Source organism: Microcoleus sp. Aus8_D2 (assembly GCF_036702665.1).
Lineage (GTDB): Bacteria > Cyanobacteriota > Cyanobacteriia > Cyanobacteriales > Microcoleaceae > Microcoleus.
In genome coordinates this window covers 89211-110390 of sequence record NZ_JAUBUN010000025.1, presented here as the reverse complement: position 1 = coordinate 110390, position 21180 = coordinate 89211, and the positions used below count along the sequence as shown (strand labels likewise).

General features: G+C 44.5%; 11 protein-coding genes. 5 read left to right on the top strand and 6 right to left on the bottom strand.

Annotation, left to right across the window (positions count from 1 at the left end):
- Window positions 1-141: 141 nt before the first annotated feature.
- Together QUB64_RS19960 and QUB64_RS19955 are read right to left on the bottom strand one after the other, a co-directional pair.
- A complete protein-coding gene (locus tag QUB64_RS19960; RefSeq protein ID WP_333269244.1) occupies window positions 142-930 on the bottom strand; it encodes an ABC transporter permease in 789 nt (262 codons plus the stop codon).
- A 246-nt stretch (window positions 931-1176) separates the two neighbouring features.
- Window positions 1177-2157, bottom strand: coding sequence for an ABC transporter ATP-binding protein (locus tag QUB64_RS19955; RefSeq protein WP_333269245.1), 981 nt, complete (start codon window positions 2155-2157; stop codon window positions 1177-1179).
- Between the two features lie 111 nt (window positions 2158-2268).
- Here QUB64_RS19955 and QUB64_RS19950 point away from each other — a divergent pair, with 111 nt between their 5' ends.
- A complete protein-coding gene (locus QUB64_RS19950) occupies window positions 2269-3078 on the top strand; it encodes a calcium-binding protein (RefSeq protein WP_333269246.1) in 810 nt (269 codons plus the stop codon).
- Between the two features lie 464 nt (window positions 3079-3542).
- On the opposite strand, the gene QUB64_RS19945 is transcribed toward QUB64_RS19950, so the two are convergent.
- The 3 genes from QUB64_RS19945 to QUB64_RS19935 all read right to left on the bottom strand — a co-directional run bounded on the left by QUB64_RS19945 (window position 3543) and on the right by QUB64_RS19935 (window position 13281).
- A complete protein-coding gene (locus QUB64_RS19945; RefSeq protein ID WP_333269247.1) occupies window positions 3543-4343 on the bottom strand; it encodes an SDR family NAD(P)-dependent oxidoreductase in 801 nt (266 codons plus the stop codon).
- 299 nt (window positions 4344-4642) lie between these two features.
- A complete protein-coding gene (locus QUB64_RS19940) occupies window positions 4643-9193 on the bottom strand; it encodes a DUF4347 domain-containing protein (RefSeq protein WP_333269248.1) in 4551 nt (1516 codons plus the stop codon).
- Window positions 9194-9621: 428 nt separating this feature from the next.
- Entirely contained in the window at window positions 9622-13281 is a 3660-nt protein-coding gene (locus tag QUB64_RS19935; protein ID WP_333269249.1) for an FG-GAP-like repeat-containing protein, read from the bottom strand.
- A gap of 1093 nt (window positions 13282-14374) precedes the next feature.
- Between QUB64_RS19935 and QUB64_RS19930 the strand changes: the two genes are divergently transcribed.
- The 3 genes from QUB64_RS19930 (at window position 14375) to QUB64_RS19920 (ending at window position 17387) form a co-directional block, all read left to right on the top strand.
- Window positions 14375-15292: a DMT family transporter gene (locus QUB64_RS19930; protein ID WP_333269250.1), complete on the top strand. Its 918-nt coding sequence runs from the start codon at window positions 14375-14377 to the stop codon at window positions 15290-15292.
- A 224-nt stretch (window positions 15293-15516) separates the two neighbouring features.
- Window positions 15517-16062 (top strand): hypothetical protein, encoded by a 546-nt coding sequence (locus QUB64_RS19925; RefSeq protein ID WP_333269251.1) that lies wholly within the window; start codon window positions 15517-15519, stop codon window positions 16060-16062.
- Window positions 16063-16532: 470 nt separating this feature from the next.
- Window positions 16533-17387, top strand: coding sequence for an Hpt domain-containing protein (locus QUB64_RS19920; RefSeq protein ID WP_333269252.1), 855 nt, complete (start codon window positions 16533-16535; stop codon window positions 17385-17387).
- Between the two features lie 131 nt (window positions 17388-17518).
- Here QUB64_RS19920 and QUB64_RS19915 read toward each other — a convergent pair whose 3' ends face one another.
- The gene (locus QUB64_RS19915; RefSeq protein WP_333269253.1) at window positions 17519-17929 is read right to left on the bottom strand and encodes a hypothetical protein; all 411 of its coding nucleotides are present in this window, start codon (window positions 17927-17929) and stop codon (window positions 17519-17521) included.
- A gap of 489 nt (window positions 17930-18418) precedes the next feature.
- On the opposite strand from QUB64_RS19915, the gene QUB64_RS19910 reads away from it, so the two are divergent.
- Entirely contained in the window at window positions 18419-20965 is a 2547-nt protein-coding gene (locus QUB64_RS19910) for an ATP-binding protein (RefSeq protein ID WP_333269254.1), read from the top strand.
- The last annotated feature ends 215 nt before the right edge of the window (window positions 20966-21180 follow it).

Below are 21180 nucleotides of genomic sequence, written 5' to 3'. Positions count from 1 at the left end.
GATAGTTGATAGTTGACAGTTAATAGTTGATAGTTGACAATTCACAGGCCCGGAGATTGTTCGGTAAATATCCATTGTGAACTGTCAATTGTCCCCTGTCCCCTGTCCCAGGTCAACTGTCCACTGTCCCAGGTCAACTGTTTAAGCTCCCATACCCGAATACTGCTTCAAACCCTGGCGCCACAGCCAGCGATTCCACACAAAAAACACCACACCCCAACCCAGCATCACCAACAAACCGCGGCCGATATCTACGGGTAATCCGATTAAAATTGAAGCGGGAAAATGAATCAAATAAGGAAACGGCGTCCACAAAACTACTTCGCGTACTGCGGCGGGAAACACTTCTAGCGGCGCGACAAGTCCCGATAAAAACAGGTAAATCAAAAACCAGAATTGTTCGATCGCACTTGCGCGCTCTATCCAAAAAGCAAACAGCGCAAAGGTATACTGGATCAGGAACCGCAAGCAAAAAGACAAGACGACAACCAACGAAAACAGCAAAAACCTGCCGAAACTCGGCAGCCAAAAAGACTGCGGGTAAAGTGCAAAAAACAGCAGCACTAATCCGAATACAAAAGGCAGCCTCGCAAACCTTTCGGAAACGTGAGATGCGAAGTGGTGCCATACTGGATCGAGAGGCTGCAACAATTTATTAGATAACTTGCCTTGGATGACTTCTTTTTCAAACTCCCAAATCACCCAAACGATATTAGTTTGTCGGACAATGAAAGCTGCCAAAAAGTAACGGCCAAAGTCGATCGGCTTCAGCCCGAATTGACCCGTTTGTGCCGCCTGCATCCACACGCCCATCAAGATAAATGGCAAAGCTCCCGACAGCGCCCACAAAAACAATTCCGCCCGGTATTCGAGCATATAAGCGTAGTGAGTCAGTAGCAAAGTTTTAGCAATTCTGATGATTCTTTTCATATCAATTGATTACCACATTAAAAATATTTAATCCCACCAAAAGAGGGAGGCAGAGCCTCCGGATCTGCGTTGCCAGGCTCTTCCTGGTAACGAGAAGTGTAATGATAAGTAATCATTGAAATATTTGGGAGAGTATCCAAATCCCGCTCCTCCTAAATCCCCCTTAAAAAGATTCACTTTGACGCTCTTACTCCCCCCTTGGTTCGGGGAGTAGGGGTCGAGTAGGGGGCAAGCTAGGGGGGAACTCTACACTTTACCCGTGCGAAAAACGCGACCGATTACCTCTTCAATAGGGGGGTCGGTGACAGTCAAATCTATCACTTCCAACTGCGCTAAAATCTTCGACACGCTCGCCGTCAGCTCCTCCCTTTTGACCAAAAATCGGACTGAATTACCTTCAATTGATTCTACCTCGCCGTAAGCAAAAGCGCTATCTTTTGCCAGGGGTTTGGCTAATTTTACTTGAACTTCTCGATCAGGTGCAAACCTGTCGAGCAATCCGTCCAAACTGCCATCATAAACTAATTGCCCTTCATGGATTAACAAAACACGCTTGCACAAAGCAGTAATGTCAGCCATATAGTGACTTGTCAAAAGCACAGTTGCTTGATAGCGCTCGTTATATTCTCGCAGAAATTGCCTGACACTAAACTGGGCGTTGATATCCAAACCTAAAGTCGGTTCATCTAAAAATAATACCTCCGGCTGGTGCAGCAGCGCCGCCATCAATTCAGCTTTCATGCGTTCGCCTAAAGATAGCTTACGCACCGCCTGATTTAACTTGCCTTCGAGTGACAGCATTTCTGTCAATTCTCCGATGCGCCGCCGATAATCTGTATCGGGAATGCCGTAGACTGCACCATTGATTCGCAAAGAGTCGAGCACGGGTAAATCCCAAATTAACTGCTGTTTCTGCCCCATGACTAAGGTGATTTTTTGCAGAAAGTCTGCTTCGCGGCGGAAAGGAGTGCGATCGCACACACTCACAGTACCACTAGACGGGTAAATCAAACCGGTCAGCATTTTCAGTGTCGTAGTTTTGCCCGCACCGTTAGCGCCGAGAAACCCCACCACTTCCCCAGGTTCAATACTGAAAGAAACGCCCTCAACTGCTTTGATATTGCGGTAAGTGCGGCTGAAAAAGTGCTGTAGGGTTCCTTTCAGTCCCGGTTCCTTAATGGCTACGGGATAAACTTTGCTTAAGTCTTTAACTAAGATAATTGGCATTGGCTTAACTTTTAACTTTTATTTTAATGTGCGATTTGGCGATCGGCTTGTGCCAAGATGGAAATAATTGTAAGATATCCACGATCGCAGCATTACACAAAATTTACAACTATGGTACTCACCCCCGATAATTCAGGCATCCCTCGTTTGGTAGGAGACAATACTGCTGAAAATATTACACTTGCACCGGGACAACTTGCCAGTTTTCCTGGGGGACTTTGGATGCTGGGTGGTAATGATACTGTTAGGGGCGCGTCAGATGCAGAAAGGATTTTCGGTAACGATGGTAAAGACAGTCTGTTAGGCGGTGCCGGCGATGATTCTATTTACGGCGGCAAAGCTGATGACGATGTTTTGGGAGAAGCTGGAAACGATTTCTTGACGGGAGATAGAAATAGTGATTTCGTTGATGGCGGTGCGGGAAATGATTTGCTGCGCGGGGGGCAAGGTGTTGATTTGTTAGTCGGTGGTGAGGGTAACGACACTTTAATTGGCGACAGAGATGTCGATATTTACAAAGGAGGTATGGGCAGCGATGTGTTTGTTTTTAGAGTCGATCAAGCTGGAATTAAAACCGTTGGCATTGAACTGCCTGACGCGGTAATTGTGGACTTTGATAAGTCGAGCGATTCCATCGGAATTAGTGTGGCATTTACCAGCAGCAATATCTCCTTTGAACAAGTAAATTATAGCTTGAACGATCCGAGACTGCTGCTGATCGATCCTGCAACTATATCGGGGGGAACCAGTTTGTTAGCCAAGGGCGGCATCTCGCAGCAAAGTCTCGATCCTGATGGCAACGGGCGCGTGGAAGCTACTAATATTAGATTTGGTGTTACTAATGCTTTGTTGGGTACTGTGTTGAATGTGACTCCGGCAGATTTAACTGGCCGTTTGATTAATGCTAGTTCTCTGCTTTAATTTGTAGGTGTAGGGTGCGAACTAAGCACCTTACTAGATTTTATCAATTAAATAAATCGGTTCTCAAAAAAGTGAGGTATGTCCGGTTTGGCCTATGCCCTATGTCCGGTTTGGCCTATGCCCTATGCCCTATGCCCTATGCCCGGTTTGGCCGTCAAGTACCTCATCTTTCTGAGAAAGGCTATAAATCTGATTTTGATCTGGAAACCGCAGATGTCAGGCAGATGCAACACAGATTAACGCAGATAATTTTCAGATCATTGGGAATGAATGCAATCTAGTCTACTAATAATACCAATTTCAAAATAATTCTTGGTACAATATTTGAGGTTGAGTTTGTTTGCTCAAATATTGTTGCTGGTGCGTCGCTCGGTGAATTGTCCGTCTTTTTTTGATACAATCGATGGATCCACACCCTACCAATAATGACTGATGACTGATGACTACTGACTAATGACTAATGACTAATTACCCTTTTCCATGGCCCACTGCATCAAACCGGGGAATAATCGATAGGCTTCCGACGCCAAGAAAGCAGGGCCGACGGTGACTTCTGCACGCTGATTTTTAACAGCATCCCAGATTGCTTTAGCAACATCTTCCGGCTGGCTTGCTCCGGGAGTTTGCAGCATTTCGGTCATTTGTTGGCGGCGCAATTCGACTGCGGGCTCGTCTCGATCGCGAAATTGAGCTCTTTCGAGAAAATCGCTGTTAATCAAGCCCGGATGCACGGCGCAAACGTGAATACCTCGGGGCGCCAATTCCAATCGCAAAGTTTCTGTCAAACCCGTTACTGCATATTTGCTGGCGCAATAGGCAGTCATTTGAGGTAAGGGCATTTTGCCGCCAATGGAACCAACATTGACGATCGTACCAGTTTGGCGATCGAGAAAATGTGGCAAAATTTCTTGAATTGTGTTAACGCAGCCCCAAAAATTGGTATTCATTAATTGGTGGAAGTCTTCGGAGGTGGTTTGCTCGATCGCCCCAGCGAGACAAATCCCAGCATTATTTACCAAAACATCAATGTTGCCGCAGGTATCCAGGGCTTTTTGGACGATCGCCCGTACTTGTTGAATATCACCCACATCCCCCGCAATAGGGACGGCCGAAGTGCCTTGACGCTGCACCTGAGCCGCTGCTGCTGCCAATCTCTCCGGCTCCCGAGCCACCATCACCACATCGTAACCTTTACTGGCAAATAACAGTGCCGTTGCTTTGCCGCTTCCTTGAGAAGCGCCTGTAATCAAAACTGTAGGAGCCATAGATCGTTTTAAGTTGGGATTTGTCAGCGTTAACTGCGAGATTAACTGATTGTTACACATTTTTTTATTAAAAAGGTGAGGCTGGAGGCGATCGCCCCCAGCCCCTACCCATCGGCTGATTGTGTAATTCCTGACTCTTTTAAATCAATACGGTTGACTTAACACTATTTATGCCCCGGAGATCCCCCTCGCATCCCCCTTCGATCGGGGGACGAAAGAGAGCTTTCTTGTCCCACCCCCTACTCCCCTTGGTTCGGGGGGCGCCGGGGGGATCTGTCTTAAGTCAAGCGTATTGTCTTTTAAATCACCAGAAAATCACTCGCTCCCAACAGCCCGCTGACTCCACTGACATTTGCCAACACTGAGCCTGTCGCAGCAATTTTTATCACATTTCCACCAACAGTCTGGGTAATGTCTAACTGTCCGAAGCTCAAGCCATTGCCGAGGATAATCTTATCGCTATCGGTGTCAAAATTGGCGATCGTATCAATCCCACTCTCAAGATTTAACAAAAAGCGATCGCTACCTTCTCCGCCGATTAGAAAATCGTCACCATTTTCGCCACTGAGGAAATCATCTCCCGCACCACCAAGCAAAGTATCATTACCCTTGCCACCGTACAAACTGTCATTGCCTGCACCGCCTTCCAAACTGTCAGCACCGCGGCCTCCAAATAGGATATCATCGCCACCGCCACCTGTCAGCGTATCGAGTCCCCTGCCACCGTAAATACTGTCATTACCGATGCCACCATCAAGGGAATCACTAGCTTTTTTACCACTGATAAAATCGTTACCGCTGCCGCCGATTAAAGTATCGCTATCATCAGTACCGACCAGATTTTTCCCCTCATCACCAAGAATTTCAGGAGAAGTATTGCCAACTTCAATGATATTGCCTTCGACAACCGGAGTAGGGGCTGGAGTAGGGGTTGGAGTCGGTAGTGGATTTCCTTGAATTTTGGCAGTTAAAGATTCGCCTGTATTTTCCCAAACCACCTGTGCGATGGGTTTTGTTCCCGCAGCCGCTTCTTCAAGGGCGATCGCACTTTCACCTAAAGCCACCTTTTGCACTTTCGCAATTTGCGAGGGAATAAACTGTGGCAAAAAGTTAGATTTAACTCGATCCGTTTTTTGATTTGCCTCAGCCATTACCTGTGCAGCTTGCGGGGTAATTTCGGAAAGTTTTTGGGTGTTGAGATTGCTGTCAACTTGTTTGACGTTGGCAACAGATTGCTGGATAATGCTTTCTATCTGTGCCGCATCACTCAAATCGAGGGAACCACCGGATTTAATTTTACTGTTAATTGCCGCGACAACAGCTTTGGTAATTGCACCATTATCCGCCGTAGATGCACCGTCTATCAGGCTGCTGGCTTGGATAATGACGTTTTGGACTTTTGTCATGGCGACTAGAGTTTCAGCACCACCAGGCTCATTTTTGGCTGTAGAGGCGATCGGATCTAAGTCTAATAAATCAACTCCCGCAGGAATAGACAAAGCAGATTTAACCTTTGATTCCGCTTCAGTTTGCGACATTCCCCCAGCCATCAAACCAGTTACCAAACTGGTTAATGGAGTAACAACTGTGGCATCACCAGGTGCAGAAAGAGGATTTTCTAGAGGCAAACCTGTCGCAGTATCCGTCCCGCCAAAAGCAACTAAATTGCCTTCTTCTGGGTCAATTTGTCCATTTTTATTTTTGTCGAAACTCCCCAAGGGAATCTCGATATTATATTCACCTTTGGCATCAGTAGTAGTTGATGGTTCGTCGGTATCTATGACGCCATTTTTATTAGCGTCTAAGAATATCGTTGCACCGGAAATGTAACCATCAGTCACTTTACCAGATTGTCCTAATGGGGGAACCAGGGGAAGCAAACGTGTCCATACATTGCCGAATCCTATTTGGGCTCTGAGATTAATCAAAGCTGTGGATGCATTATCCATAACTGTGGATAAGTCTACACCAAATGCACCATTGGAATCAAATACAACTTTGGAGTCAGTAGTAGTTGATACTTCATTATCGCTATTGACAACTGTGACATCGGCTGCATTTAATCCAGAATAATTGGGATCGTTGCTGACAGCAGGCGCGGTAACAATAGTATAAGTTTTATTCCCATCAGCTACACGGTCATCAACACCTGTTATCGTAACTGTCTGCGTTAGATTCCAATTAACAGAATTGAAGGTAACAGTTTGCGATGAAGTTACTCCCTCTGCCGCATTATTGCTACTCAAACCAATTCTGACCTCAGCAGTCGGTTCGGTGTTGATTTTGATGGTAAATTTGTCTGTGCCACCTGTTTCTGTAGTTACTAATCCCCATGTCGGATTAATAATAATCCCTGGACTTTCACGTATAACTGTTGGCGTTGGCGTTGGCGTTGGTGTAGTTAGAGTTGGAGTTGGCGTTGGTGTAGTTAGAGTTGGTGTTGGTGTTGGTGTAGTTAGAGTTGGTGTTGGAGTTGGTGTTGGTGTTGGAGTTGGTGTTGGTGTTGGTGTAGTTAGAGTTGGAGCTGGTGTTGGTGTAGTTAGAGTTGGAGTTGGAGTTGGTGTAGTTAGAGTTGGAGTTGGAGTTGGTGTAGTTGGAGTTGGAGTTGGAGTTGGAGTTGGTGTAGTTAGAGTTGGCGTTGGTGTAGTTAGAGTTGGTGTTGGTGTTGGTGTTGGTGTTGGTGTAGTTGGAGTTGGCGTTGGTGTAGTTGGAGTTGGCGTTGGTGTAGTTGGAGTTGGAGTTGGTGTTGGTGTAGTGGAAGTGGGAGTGGGAGTGGGAGTTGGTGTTGGTGTAGTGGGAGTAAAGTCATCATATATAGTCACCGAGTAAGGGTCTATAATCGTATACTTAGCGGTAGCATTAATAATAGTAGGTTTAAAGCCAGATGCGATCGGATTTGACAAAGTAACAATAATCTCTTCGGTGCTTTCTGGCACAGTATCACCCAAGATATCCATAATCAGGGTTTTGGATGTTTCGCCCGGAGCAAAATCGATCGTGCCTTTGATACCAGTTGCCTTAGAAGTACCCCCAATATTGTTGTAATCGCTGCCATTAGTAGTATTGCCAGTAATGTCATAATTAACACTACTACTAGATGTAGTATTGCCGCTGCGAGTCACCGTGAAAATGGCGGGGGTATAAGCAGTCCTGCCTTCAATTATGAGCTCAGAGCCATTTGCGATAGTAGGATTGATAGTAATCGCGTAATCAACTGCTGCATCAGATTCTGGAGTGTTCAGCAAAACCCTGATATTACCAGAACTGTTACCAACTAAATCGAGCTGGTTATCTCCATTAATGTCTACTATTTCAGTGTTGCGACCAGGGTAAAAAGCTTCGCTTTTACTATTGAAACCGCCAGTCCCATCTCCCCACAAAATGATACTAGAAGTGAGACTATCAACGAGTAAATCAAGTTTTTTATCGGCATTAAAGTCTGCTGAGCGAACGAAAGATGGGCTAACTCCTCCATAAACACTGGTGGTAGAACCAAAACTGCCATTGCCATCTCCCAATAAAATAGAAAGGTTATTAGAGCCACTATTTACAGTTACTAAGTCAAGCTTGCCATCTTTGTTTACATCTCCCACAGTCATAGAAATGGGGGATTTTCCTGAATCGAAGTTCGTGGCTTTACCAAAACTACCTTTGCCATCTCCCAAGAGTACGGAAATATTATTAGATTCTTGGTTGGCAGTTGCTACATCGAGCTTGCCATCCCCATTAAAATCTTCGATAGCTAAAGATTTGGGATATGTTCCGACACTAAAATCAGTAGGTTTACCAGACTTGCCATTGCTATCTGCCAGGAATACGGATATGCTATTAGAGCTGGAATTAAAACGAACTAGGTCAAGATTTTTATCGCCGTTTAAGTCTTTACCAAGAGGGGATGTGAAAGTTAAACCATAACCCAAACCAGACTTTGTTGCCGGATTCAAGTTGCCTTTCCCGTCTCCTAATAAGATATAAAAGTTTTGAGAAGTAGAGTAAAAGTTAGAAATTCCTAAATCAGCCTTGCCATCACTATTAAAATCTCCTGGTAAAAAATAGTCTGGTGATACTCCTAAATTAATCTTGGGGCCTGGACTAAAGCTGCCTTTGCCATCTCCAAAGAAAATGCTAATGTTGTTTGATGAATTAATTTCTTTGTAAATGCTAACGTTGTTTGATGAACTATCCATGGTGGCTACATCAGGCTTGCCGTCACCGTTAAAGTCTCCGGTTGTGACATTGTTGACGTAGATGCCTGGCTTGTATTCCTTAACTTCAAACATTGAGAGAACGTGGCTGTAAGTGGCCAATACCTCTGGTTTCAAGGCTAAAGGTGTTTTGATTTTTCCGGTTTTGATTTCGAGTTCCCAATCGCCGCCCTTGGCTGTACTTCCTGTCAGATTCTGGGAGGCGGCAACGCTAGCCCCGGTTACTTCGCTTAGCCTTTTGACAAAGGCCATACCTCTGTCGCCTGCTGCTACTTCGCATCCATAAAGCAGAATTTCTGGTTGAATTTTTTCTGCGCTAGGGCTTGAGGATTGCGAATTTTTTGGACTGATTGGTGTCGCAAACCACTGCTGTAAAGAAATACGATCGCGCTCAATGCTATCTGCATTCAATTTGCTGTTGCCCAATTGCAAGCAGCCCGGCGAGCCGTGGGAAATTATGTGAATCGCTGAGACACTGCGATTTTGCAAGGCTTCGGCAATTTGTTCGACGCCGCTGCGACTGGCATCTAGTTGAATGACTTCGGTTTCTGGGCTAATACCGTTGGCTAAGACTTGGGCTTCTGGTACGGCGCTGTCGATAAATGCGATGGATTTGGTAATTGTCTGAGTGATTGAGTTTGCCATGATACACCTCTAAATATTTTGCTTAAATTGGATACAGTCAAATTTGCGGCTAATTCGGCAATGTATTCTCTAGTTAAAACTTGTAATTGATCTAACAATCGCAACTATTCATTATGTCAATTCATAAAAGTCATAACATTGTAACTGCTCAAAAACCGCTGAAAAAACACAAAAACCGCTGGTAAATTAGTGAACAGTCAGGCTAGAATCACCTAAGCTCGTTGGCTCTCGTTCAGATTCTCTAAAATCACCAGCGGTTATTGATTAGTTACAATTTACTCAAGAATCGAAGGATTCATCTTGAGCGTTGGAGTTCCTTCCCTGACACCCTTGTAGATGAATTTTATGCCTATAATTCCTCCTAGTTGTAAAAAACATACATCTGTCAGAGCCCCTACCCTCGGCTGATTAGATAATTCGTGACTCTTTTAAATCACCAGAAAATCAGTCGATCGCAACAGCCCGCTGACTCCACTGACATTTGCTAACACTGAGCCTGTCGCAGCAATTTTTATCGTATTTCCGCCGACAGTCTGGGTAATCTCTAACTGTCCGAAACTCAAGCCATTGCCGAGAATGATTTTATCGCTATCGGTGTCAAAATTGGCGATCGTATCGATACCACTATCTAGATTTAACAAAAAGCGATCGCTTCCTTGTCCTCCGATTAGAAAATCGTCGCCTAAATCGCCGCTGAGAAAATCATCTTGCAAACCACCGATCAGAGTATCATTTCCCTTTCCACCATAAAGAGTGTCATTCCCTTCGCCTCCATCTAAACTGTCAGCATCATTGTTGCCAAACAAGAAATCTTCACCGTTAACTCCGAGTAAAGTATCAGTGCCTTTACCGCCATACAGAGTATCATTGCCACTGCCGCCATCGAGGGAATCATTTCCTTGATTTCCATGAATCCAATCGCCGCCTCCCAAACCGGAAATAGTATCATTTCCTGCCTTCCCAGTAATCGTATCGCTATCAATGCCACCTGTGATAGAATCATCACCATCAGTGGGAAAAAATTCACTGGGAGAAGGGTTACTTAGCTCAACTTCACCACCAGTAACAGCACCGCCAGGCCCCGAAGATGGCGGGATTTGTCGAATTTGAGCATCTAAACGATCGCCCGTGTTTTCAGTCACTACACTTTGAATGGATTTAGTGCCTGCACCTGCTTCCTTTAAATCTTTGCTAGTTTCTCCGAGGGTGACTTTTTGGACGTTAGCAATTTGGAATGGAATTGCACTCGGAATAAAATTAACGACAACTTTGTCAGTGCTTTGATTTGCCTCAACCATCACCTTAGCAGCATCCGGTGCCTGTTGAGCAATTTTCTGGGTGTCGAGACTTGGATCGATTTCTTTTGTGCGATCGGCTGCTTTGTTAATAATGCTTGTCAACTGTGCGGGATTGGTCAAATCGAGAGTACCGCCCGCTTGAATTTGACTGTTGACTGCGCTGACAACAGCTTTAGTAATCTCAGCAGCAGAAGCAGTTGATGCACCGTCAATCAAACTCGCAGTTTGAGTAATGACATTTTGCACCTTCGTCATCGCCACTAAAGTTTCAACACCGCCCGGTTGATTATTTTGAGTAGCTGCGATCGGATCTAAGTCAGTCAAGTCAACATTAGCCGGAAGAGAAAGTGCTGCTTTGACTTTTGCTTCAGCTTCCGACGGTGGCACACCTTGGTCAATTAAATTTGTCACCAAACTCGTTAACAGCGTCACAACAGTCGCATCAACAGGTGCAGAAACAGGCGTTTCTAATGGCAAACCAGTAGCAGTATCCGTGCCACCAAAAACCACAATATTACCTTCTTCTGGATCGATTTCGCCATTTTTATTTTTGTCGAAAGTCTCGAAGGGTACTTCCAGATTGTATTTACCATTACTGTCAGTCTTGGCTGAGGGTTCACCAACATCAATAACCCCGTTTTTGTTGGCATCTAAGAAGACAGTCGCATCTGCAATGTAACCGTCCAGCGCTACACCATAAAAACGTCCCAAACCCGCGATCGCGTTCTGATATAGAATCTCAGACCAAAGATCGTCGCTGATTGATTCAGTGTTAGTGTCGTTGTCTTGGTTAGTTACGCTGACATCGGCTGCATCCAGGCCGTTATAATTTGGATCGGTACTGATAGCAGGGGCTGTGATGATTTTGTAACCTTTATCGCCCTCTAGTTCTTGATCGTCAACTCCTGTTACGGTGACAGTTTTGGCGATATTCCAACTATTAGGAGTGAAACTTAAGGAAACTGGAGAAATAGTTCCCTCGGCTGTATTGGAACTGCTTAAATTAATAGTGACATTATCGGCAGGTTGGCTGTTTAGCTTAACAGTAAATTTGTCTGTACCACCGTTTTCTGTTGTCGTTAATCCTGTTGTTGGACTGAGAGTAATACCAGCGATAAGAGTTGGAGTTGGAGTTGGAGTTGTCGTCGGAGTTGGAGTTGTCGTCGGAGTCGGAGTTGGAGTTGGAGTTGGAGTTGGAGTCGGAGTTGGAGTTGGAGTTGGAGTCGGAGTTGTTGTCGGAGTGGGAGTCGGAGTCGGAGTCGTTGTCGGAGTGGGAGCCGGAGTTGGAGTTGGAGTTGTAGTTGGAGTTGGAGTTGTAGTTGGAGTTGGAGTTGGAGTTGGAGTTGGAGTTGGAGTAATGCTGGCGATATTAGTGAGGGTGATATCAGACGGATTTAGTTTGTCGTATTTTTGATCGGCACTGACAGCAGGTTGGGTGATAATTGTGTAAACTTGGTCGTCGTCTTCTACCTTGTCATCAACTCCTGTTACCGTTACAGTTTGCGGAGTATCCCAATTATTAGGAGTGAACTTAAGAGAAGCTGGAGAAACTGTTCCTTCTCTTTTATCGGAACTAATTAAACCGATCGCTACATCAGCAGTCGGCTGTCTATCTAGTTTGACTGTAAATGCAGCCGTTGCCCCTGCTTCTGTAGTTCTTAATCCCGATGTTGAACTGACCGTAAATCCAGCAGACCTAGGTATTGGCTTTGATATATTGTCAAGGGAACTTATGTCATTAATCGCAACTGTCATTTTCCCATAATAATTTTCCAAAAAATCAGTTTTTTTATCTCCATTAAAGTCAGCAGATACAGAATAGCTACCTGTTAATAAAGTTTCGGTATAAGTGTTGAATTTGCCACTGTTGTCTCCCCACAAAATGAATTTTGGGATCGAGTTTCCGACGACTAAATCATTTTTGCCATCAGCATTAAAGTCTGCTATTTTAATCGAGGAAAGGCTGATTCCTCCGTAAAAGCTAGTTGCTGTTCCAAAATTGCCCTTGCCGTCTCCTAAGATGACGGAAATGCCACCCAATAAGCTGTATACGCTGTTGGTTGAGGCAATGTCGGTTTTGCCGTCTCCGTTTAGATCTCCGACCGCAATGGCATCAGGTGTTTCTCCTAGATTAAAGTTGGTAGCTTTACCAAATTTGCCTGTGCCATCTCCCAATAGGACGGAAATATTTGTAGAGAATTCATCGGCAGTGATTAGGTCTATTTTGCCGTCTCCGTTTACGTCTGCCCAAGCTAGGTCAGAGATGTTTTGTTGGATATCAATAGCCTCGGGTTTGCTAAACTTACCCGTACCGTCTCCTAAGAGGACGGAAATATTTTTATTATTATAGGTTACGTCTACGGGAGCTAAATCGAGTTTGCCGTCACCGTTGAAGTCGATTGGATAAATGGATGTGAATGGTATTCCTCCTACATCGAAGTTGGTGTAAGAAGTAACGCTGCCTTTGCCGTCTCCCCAAAAAATCGAAATTGTTTTATTATTATTAATACCTAATAAATCAGTTTTGCCGTCTCCGTTGAAATCTCCGGCTTTCAAATCGTAAGGTTTTTGTCCTAACGAAAAGTAGTTACCAATACCGATTTTACCTGTACCGTTACCGAATTTACCTGTACCGTCCCCTAGTAAAATACCAATTTCATTACCGCTGTAAGCTACAGTTGCTAAATCTGTTATGGTGTCGCCGTTAAAGTCTCCTGTGATGACCTGAAATGTAGTTCTTTGATATGTGGTGGATTCGTTGAATTCTGTTATTTTGAATAGAGTAGCCATAGTTGATTCTCCTGATTATTGTTTGGTTTTACCAATTTTAAAAATGAATTAGAAATGCTCGCCAGTTTCATTTTTCGTACTTAAGATGCTACAACAAGCATTTTTGAAAGTCAATTCATAAAAATCATGACTTTATGTTCATAAAAGTCATATTTGTTAAATTATGTTACGAAAGCTAGACAATATCGACAATCTAGCAAATTAAAAATCTAAAAGTTAAAATAGTTTGTTCGCACTGTGATAGGAAATTGTAGGTAATTGGAGTGCAGCATAAAAAGCGGAGTTGTATAGAACCCATTTGATATCTTTTAGTTTTTTGGTTGGGTGACGAGAAATATAGAGAGAAACCGGTTTCTGAGATTTACGCAAGGGGCGAGAAACCGGGTTTCTACGAGTTTTTGGTTGGGTGACGAGAAATATCGCGAGAAACCCGGTTTCTGAGATTTACGCAGAATAGATCTCAAATGGGTTCTATACACAGAAATGTATTGTTGGCAATGGCTTGCCATGATTTTGATGAATATTTTCAATTCATACAATACTGTTTTTGTTAAATATGATACTAATACCAAGCGTGAAAAATTGCTGCTACGGTTATTAACTGTATAGAAATTATCTGTCCGGCAGCATAATTCTCGGCAGGACACGGCAGTGCCGTTTCCCTACAGGTGAAATTTTCTAATTTCTGATTTTGCAATATTTTTTCAAATTGGTATATAGCCCTTCTCAGATAGATGAGGTATGACTGACAGGTTATATAACTCATAAAATTAAGAGGGCCCAATCCCAACTACGTCCGCGAATCTTTTTGAGAAAGGCTATAATTTCAAAAAAATGCTATAAAATTTGAGGTTGAGTTGGTTTGGTTAAATATTGTTGTTGGTGCGTCGCTATGTAAATTTTCTGTTTTTTTTGGGAAGGAGCGAGGGCGACACACCCTACTAATATTGTTGGATTTATTTTTTAAGTCTAGTTGATGAAATTTAGGATTTTGAGTTGATAAAAATCATTTTTGTCAAAAGTACGATCGCCCGCAAGCATACCATAGACTACTTGGGGCGCTCTCAAAAAAAATACTCTAATGGAAATTTAAATGAATATTGCGAAAAAACCGCCGAATTGGTCGATCGCCCTTGTCTTAATTATCGGCGTGTTAGCCGTCTCAACCGCATCAATCTTAATTCGGCTGGCCAACCTGAAAGCAGGCGCGGGCGGCCTCGGTTTCAGTCTCGTGCTCGCCGCCTCTCGCTTGACTTTATCTGCTTTAATTCTGCTTCCGGCTTGGCGGAAAATTCAGTGGAAAGCCCTACAACCCGGATCTCGGCGCTATGCTGCGGCGGCGGGTTTGTGTCTCGCCCTGCACTTTGCTCTCTGGATTACCTCACTGTCTTATACTTCGATCGCAGCTTCCACAGCCCTCGTCACCACAAATCCGGTTTGGGTAGCGCTGTTATCCCGCTTCTGGTTTGGTGAAAAACTCAGCAAAATGTCGATCGCTGGCATTACTATAGCGCTTGCTGGGGGAATGGCGATCGCCCTGGGGAGTGCGGGCGCAGAAGGTGCCGGCAGCAGTCAACTGTTGGGCGATTTCCTTGCTCTGGCTGGTTCCTGGGCTGTCAGCTTGTATCTGTTGCTGGGCCGGGAAGCTCAGCGGCGGGGATTGGGAATTGGCGGTTATATCGCGATCGCCTATACTGTTGCTGCGATCGTCCTCCTGCCTTTACCCCTCATCTTCGGCACCAGTTATACAGGTTATCCAAACATTGTATATTTGTATATTTTGTTAACCGCCGCCTTGCCTCAATTAGTCGGCCACACCATTTTAAACTGGGCTGTAGTGCAGATTTCCCCAACTCTGGTAACTCTTGCCATTTTGTTTGAACCCGTGGGGGCGAGTTGTTTGGGTTATTTGCTGTTTGGGGAAGTGCCCGCACCAGCGGTACTTGGAGGTGCCGGAGTGCTCCTGTTTGGGGTAGCCGCCGCCACTTTCGGATCCCAAAAATCTCAGTGAAAAGCAGAAAAAGATAGAAAATATCTTCGCTTGTCCACTATCCACTATCCACTGTCAACTGCTATAAAAACCTAATTTCTGTCTCTAATTGTAAAAATTGCAATTGGAACTTGCGCTTTTTGCATCGAATGTGAAGAAATGTAACATTCGCAACAAACTGCCCAAAAAAGTCTTGATATCTTTCTTTTGGTAGATGACGCAAAAACATATCGAGACCGGAAAAAATGTCTAAATTAATTGTTGGTTTAAGTGCTAGTTTATTGGCATCTGGATTATTGGGTGGCTTTGGTGAAGTCGTTCAACCACCTGCTGCTAACAATGCAATCGTTGCCGAAGCTAACGAACAAACACTCATACAGCAAAATCGGGATTTGCTATTAAAAAATGGTCAAACAGCTAAGAATATTGCTACTAAATTAGGCGCAGCAGTTAGCAACGAGGCAGCGCCATCTGGTAGCAATCCCTTGCAAGTTAACCAAAAGCTAATCTTACAAAACAGAGCTACTTTTACCAGTATCGCTACAAAAGTAGGCGCAACTGTACCCAGCGTAGCAGGCCCAGGTGCTGGTGACTTAGCTGCTGAAAACCACAAATTATTGTTGGGAAACAGACAAATTGTCCGTGCGATCGCTGAAAAATTAGGCGTTAAACTGCCCGCTCCCCCAGAATTAAGTGGCAGCATGGTGCAGAAAAATAACACGCTGCTGCAAGGCAACGGCAAGGCTTTAGCCGCGATCGCCGCCAAAGTCGGTGCAACAGTCGCTAAATAGGAAAATGCGAGCGATATAGCCGTTGTTGCCATATCGCTCGCCCTCTGGCAATACTAATTCGCTCCCTCGCGCGCTATAAGTCTTCTAGGGTAGGCATCTTGCCTACCCTAGATTTTGTTTTGGATAATTTTAATGACAATCTGTTGCGAGTTTGAACAAGCGATCGCCCTTTTTGGCACTATATTTGGCAGGCTCTATAGTTTCACAAGCCTCTTTGGTTAGATATTTGCCACTGCCGTTATCCTGAGGCAGGATAGATATCAAGCACAAATAATATGCTTTCCACTTGCATCGGCATCATAACTTTCCGAGTCCAGCGCTTTTGGCTCACACTGCGGTATCCTGACCTATGCAACGCCGGTTTGATATGACCCGTCAGTTAAATATTGACTCAAAATTAAAAAATATCAGCATTTTTACTTTCTGCTTTCTGCTTTCTGCAATTAGGGTGACTTTCGGAGAATAAAATTATGCTCCCAGAACAACTACAGCGCATTATCGGCTACTTTCTCGAAGAAGCCACAGAACACATCCAAATCATCGAACAAGGCTTGCAGGGCTTGCAAAACACCGTGCAAGCTCCCCAAAGGATACACCAGCTCATCCGAGCCTCGCACTCGATTAAAGGCGGAGCAGCCATGCTCGGATTTAGCAGCATTCAGCGAATTGCCCATCGTTTGGAGGATTATTTAAAACTGCTCAGAGAATGTCCGATCGCCATTGATAAGAGGCTGCAATCGCTGTTAACCGAAGTTTTTGACATTTTAGCAGCCCTCGTGTATAAAGTTTCTAAAGGTTTTGGGCTCAACCACGAAGACGCAAACCAAATGCTATCCCTCGCCGAACCGGTTTTTGACGAACTCGACGCTTACCTGAGAGTGCTGATTCCTACTCGCGTGACTGTGAGAGCAGTAACCGACGAACACATTCACCTTTTCTCCGGTTACTGTACTTCCCTGGGGGAATTTTCCTCCGCCATGGCGTCGCGCGTTGGTTTGCTCGGAGGCACTATTACCCGCCACGAGCGCGAAGGCGAGGGCATACGCCTTTATGTTGACATTTACCTGCCGCCTTACACCCGGATCGAAAACATCCGCCAAGCTGTCGAACTCTCAGGCGCTATTATTGGGACTGTTCAGACGCAGCGCGACTTTTCGCTGCTGGCTGCGGATTATCCGGTTTACCAAAGTGCGATCGAGCGTCCCGCAATTTGCACGGGATGCCGCTACTATTACGGCAGAAGCGACGGCGGCCACCTGCTCAACTGCACGATCCATCCTCGCGGCCCGGAACATGAAGACTGTCGCGATCGCGAACCAGAATAAAGATTGTAAAATCAGGACTCCGAACTAATAGGTGGAACCAGGGAACACATTAGTAAAAACTAATATTCTCCCTGACATCTTTCAGACTGCCCGATGCCAATTTCTTTCTGCTTCCTTCTTTCCTAGAGCGCTCAAATTTTATTCGTTACATCCGTTACATCCCGTACATGGCTCGTTGCCGAACTTCCTGCTTCTAAAACTCCCCTAAAAGCTGATACCGCAACTCGAATTAATTGCATCATGCTCGCAGGATGTCCCACTGCCCAGACATTGATCGTCAGACAAGCGATCGCCATAGCTAACAAGATGTATGTCGGAGGCATTACTACCCCGATCGCGAACCAGGTAAAAACGTGAAATATCATTGCTGTAGCCCAAAGACCGGCCACAACCGCAGACGCCCAAACTTGCATTCGAGGTCGGTTTAGTCCTGTCAAAATCCCTGTCTGCAAAGTAGTCAGCAAGTTTGCCGGAACTAAAAACGCACAGATAGCTACGCAGTAGCTATGCGAAAACTCAGTAACTGTATTGAAGTCGAGCATCAGTCTAATTGTCGGGCCTGTTGGATATACTTCAAAAGCTTAACGTGACTTGACTTTCAGATCTTGTCACCCTTACCTTAACTTAATATTTTCGTCAGTCTGCCGGTCTGAAGACACATTCCTCTCCCCATTTTTATAATTAGAAAATATTACCACAAATATTTAAATTATGGAAAAATATTAAAACGACTTGAAGAATGGCAACAATTGCTGCGATAATTAATATCGGGGATCGCTCGAATAGAAGAGCTCAGTCCGTAAAAACATCCAGAATGCTCGCGCCAGTCTAGCAGCAACACAACGGCAGGCTAATTTTCGACTCCATGATTTTCGACACGCGGATGCTCGGAGGATACATGGTCAGCGTCGGTCAAGCAATCGAGCCGTTATGGGATAGAACAAGATAAGATTATTATTAAAAATCTAATTTGAACTCGCATCTAAAATCGATATAACCCTCTCGAAATTTTACAGCGGAAAACAGAGACAATGGACAGACCAAGCACAATCCCAGCACTCGAAGAAGTTGACTTGACAAACTGCGACACAGAACCCATTCACCTATCCGGGCACATTCAGCCCCACGGGGTTCTCCTTGTTGTACGAGAACCTCAGCTAGAAATACTGCAAGTCAGTGAAAATACGCAAGATTTATTGGGAGTCGATGCCAAAAGTGCGATCGGTCAAGATTTGAGCTTATTCTTCGATAGAGTTCAGCTAGAAAAACTCAAGGCCTGTTTGCAAAACGAAAACTTAAAAACCGTCAATCCCATTAAACTGTCTGTCAAAAAAGCAGGCAAGTCTTTAGAATTTGACAGCATCCTCCACCGAGGACAAGGAATTTTGATAATAGAGCTAGAATTAGCAACCACCACAGAAAATCTTTCCGTTTTTAGCTTTTATCATTCAGTCAGATCCACTGTCAGCCAAATTCAAAGCGCCAAAAATCTCAAAGAATTATGTCAGCAGACTGTGGAAGAAATCCGGAAAATTTCGGGATTTGATAGAGTTATGACCTATCAATTTGACGCCGAAGGCAACGGTGCTGTAATCGCTGAAGACAAAGTAGAAAGCCTGAGTCCATTCCTGGGCTTAAATTACCCCAAATCAGATATTCCCAAACAAGCCCGAAAACTGTATTTGTTAAATTGGTTGAGGTTGATACCAGATATGAATTATCAACCAGTCCCCATCATTCCCCCCAAAAATCCTGTTACCAAGCAGTCCCTAGACCTCAGTCTCAGCGTGTTGAGAAGCGTTTCTCCCATTCACATAGAATACCTGCAAAATATGGGCGTTGCCGCTACTATATCAATCTCGTTAATCAAAGATCAAAAACTGTGGGGATTGATTGTTGGCCATAACTATACACCAAAATACATCAACCATGAAGTGCGAGCCGCTTGCGAGTTTATCGGGCAAGTAATGTCCTTAGAACTGCAATCAAAAGAAGCCAACGAAGACTACGACTACAAACTACACTTAAAATCTATTCAATCCCAGATTTTTGAAGACATATCCACCTCCGAAAACTTGTCAGAAGTGTTAGTTAAATGTCAGCATAATTTGCTGGAAGCAGTCAACGCCGATGGAGCAGCAATAGTATTTGGGGGAAATTGCTATCGAGTCGGGCAAACACCTGAAGGAGAAGCGCTTAAATACTTAACTCAGTGGGTGCAAAACAGCCTAAAAAAAGAAATTTTTTATACAGACTCGCTGACCAAATGCTATCCAGAAGCTGAGGAATTTAAAGACACGGCTAGCGGGTGTTTGGCTATAGCAATATCGCCGACTCAGAAAATATACGTTTTGTGGTTTCGCCCGGAAGTAATTAAGACCGTAAATTGGGCCGGAAACCCCAACAAAGCAGTTATAATAGATGAAGATGGCAGCCACCGACTGTCTCCTCGGAAATCATTCGATTTGTGGAAAGAAAATGTGAGGTGCAAATCTTTGCCTTGGAAGCAATGCGAAATAGACGCTGCATTGGAACTGAAAAAAGCAATGATTAATATAGTGCTGCGCCAAACCGAAAAACTCGGAAAATTAAATAGAGCACTAGAAGCATCAATTGCCAGAGAACGCGAAAAAAGCGAGCATTTAAAAACAGCGATGTACGAGCTTCAGCGGACGCAAACTCAATTAGTGCAAAGCGAAAGAATGTCAAGTTTGGGACAGTTGGTGGCGGCCGTAGCCTATGAAGTTACTAACCCGATTAACTTCATTTACGGAAATCTTAACTATGCCCACGAATACAGTCAAAAAATGATCGAATTATTGCAGCTTTACGAGCAGCACTATCCGTCGCCTTCGCCAGAAATTCAAGCAGAAATAGAAGCAGCAGAATTAGAGTTTATAGTTGAAGACTTACCGAGGTTGCTGGGTTCAATGAAAGTAGGAGCTAATCGCATCCGCGAGATAGTTCAGTCGCTGCGAAATTTCTCTAGAATTGACGAAGCAGAGATTAAAGAAGTTGACATTCATGACGGATTGGACAGTGCTTTGCTGATTTTGAGCAACCGACTCAAACCGAAGCCCGTGAAGCAAAGCTATCCCGTAGGGAGTCGCCCTGCTATTCATCTGGTAAAAGAATATGGCTCTCTGCCCTTGGTTGAGTGTTACGCAGTTCAAATCAACCAAGTATTTATGAATGTACTGACAAATGCACTTGATGCTCTAGAAGATGCCTTTGTCAACGATAATTTATCGCCGCACTCTTGGCACGAAGCAGAAGCAGCCAAGAGCGGACAAATTCGGATCGTGACTGAAGTTTGTCCGGGAGAAAGAGCCGTAGCGGTTCGGATTAAGGACAATGGTTGGGGGATGGAAGAAACAGTTCGCCAGAAAATATTTGAGCCGTTTTTTACTACAAAACCGGTAGGGAAAGGTGCGGGGATAGGTTTGGCGATTTGTCGCGAAATTGTGGTGGAACAACACGGTGGCAAATTGAGCTGCATTTCAGCCCCCGGAGAGGGAACCGAGTTGATTATTGAGATTCCGTTGAGCCAAACTCATCCAAAACTAAATGTCAGATGATTTTAGATTTGAGATTTTGGATTTTGGATTGGGGATTTTGGATTGGGGATTGGGGATTGGGAATGAGTTACTGAATCAGGGTTGGGATATCACCTACAGTTGTATTCTTTTGTCAATAGTCCTGGACGCACAGGTGGTCAGAAACCGGGTTGATGGACGAAAATCCTTTGTTGTAGTCCAAAGATTAGGTAAAAAACCCGGTTTCTTTGGCCTTA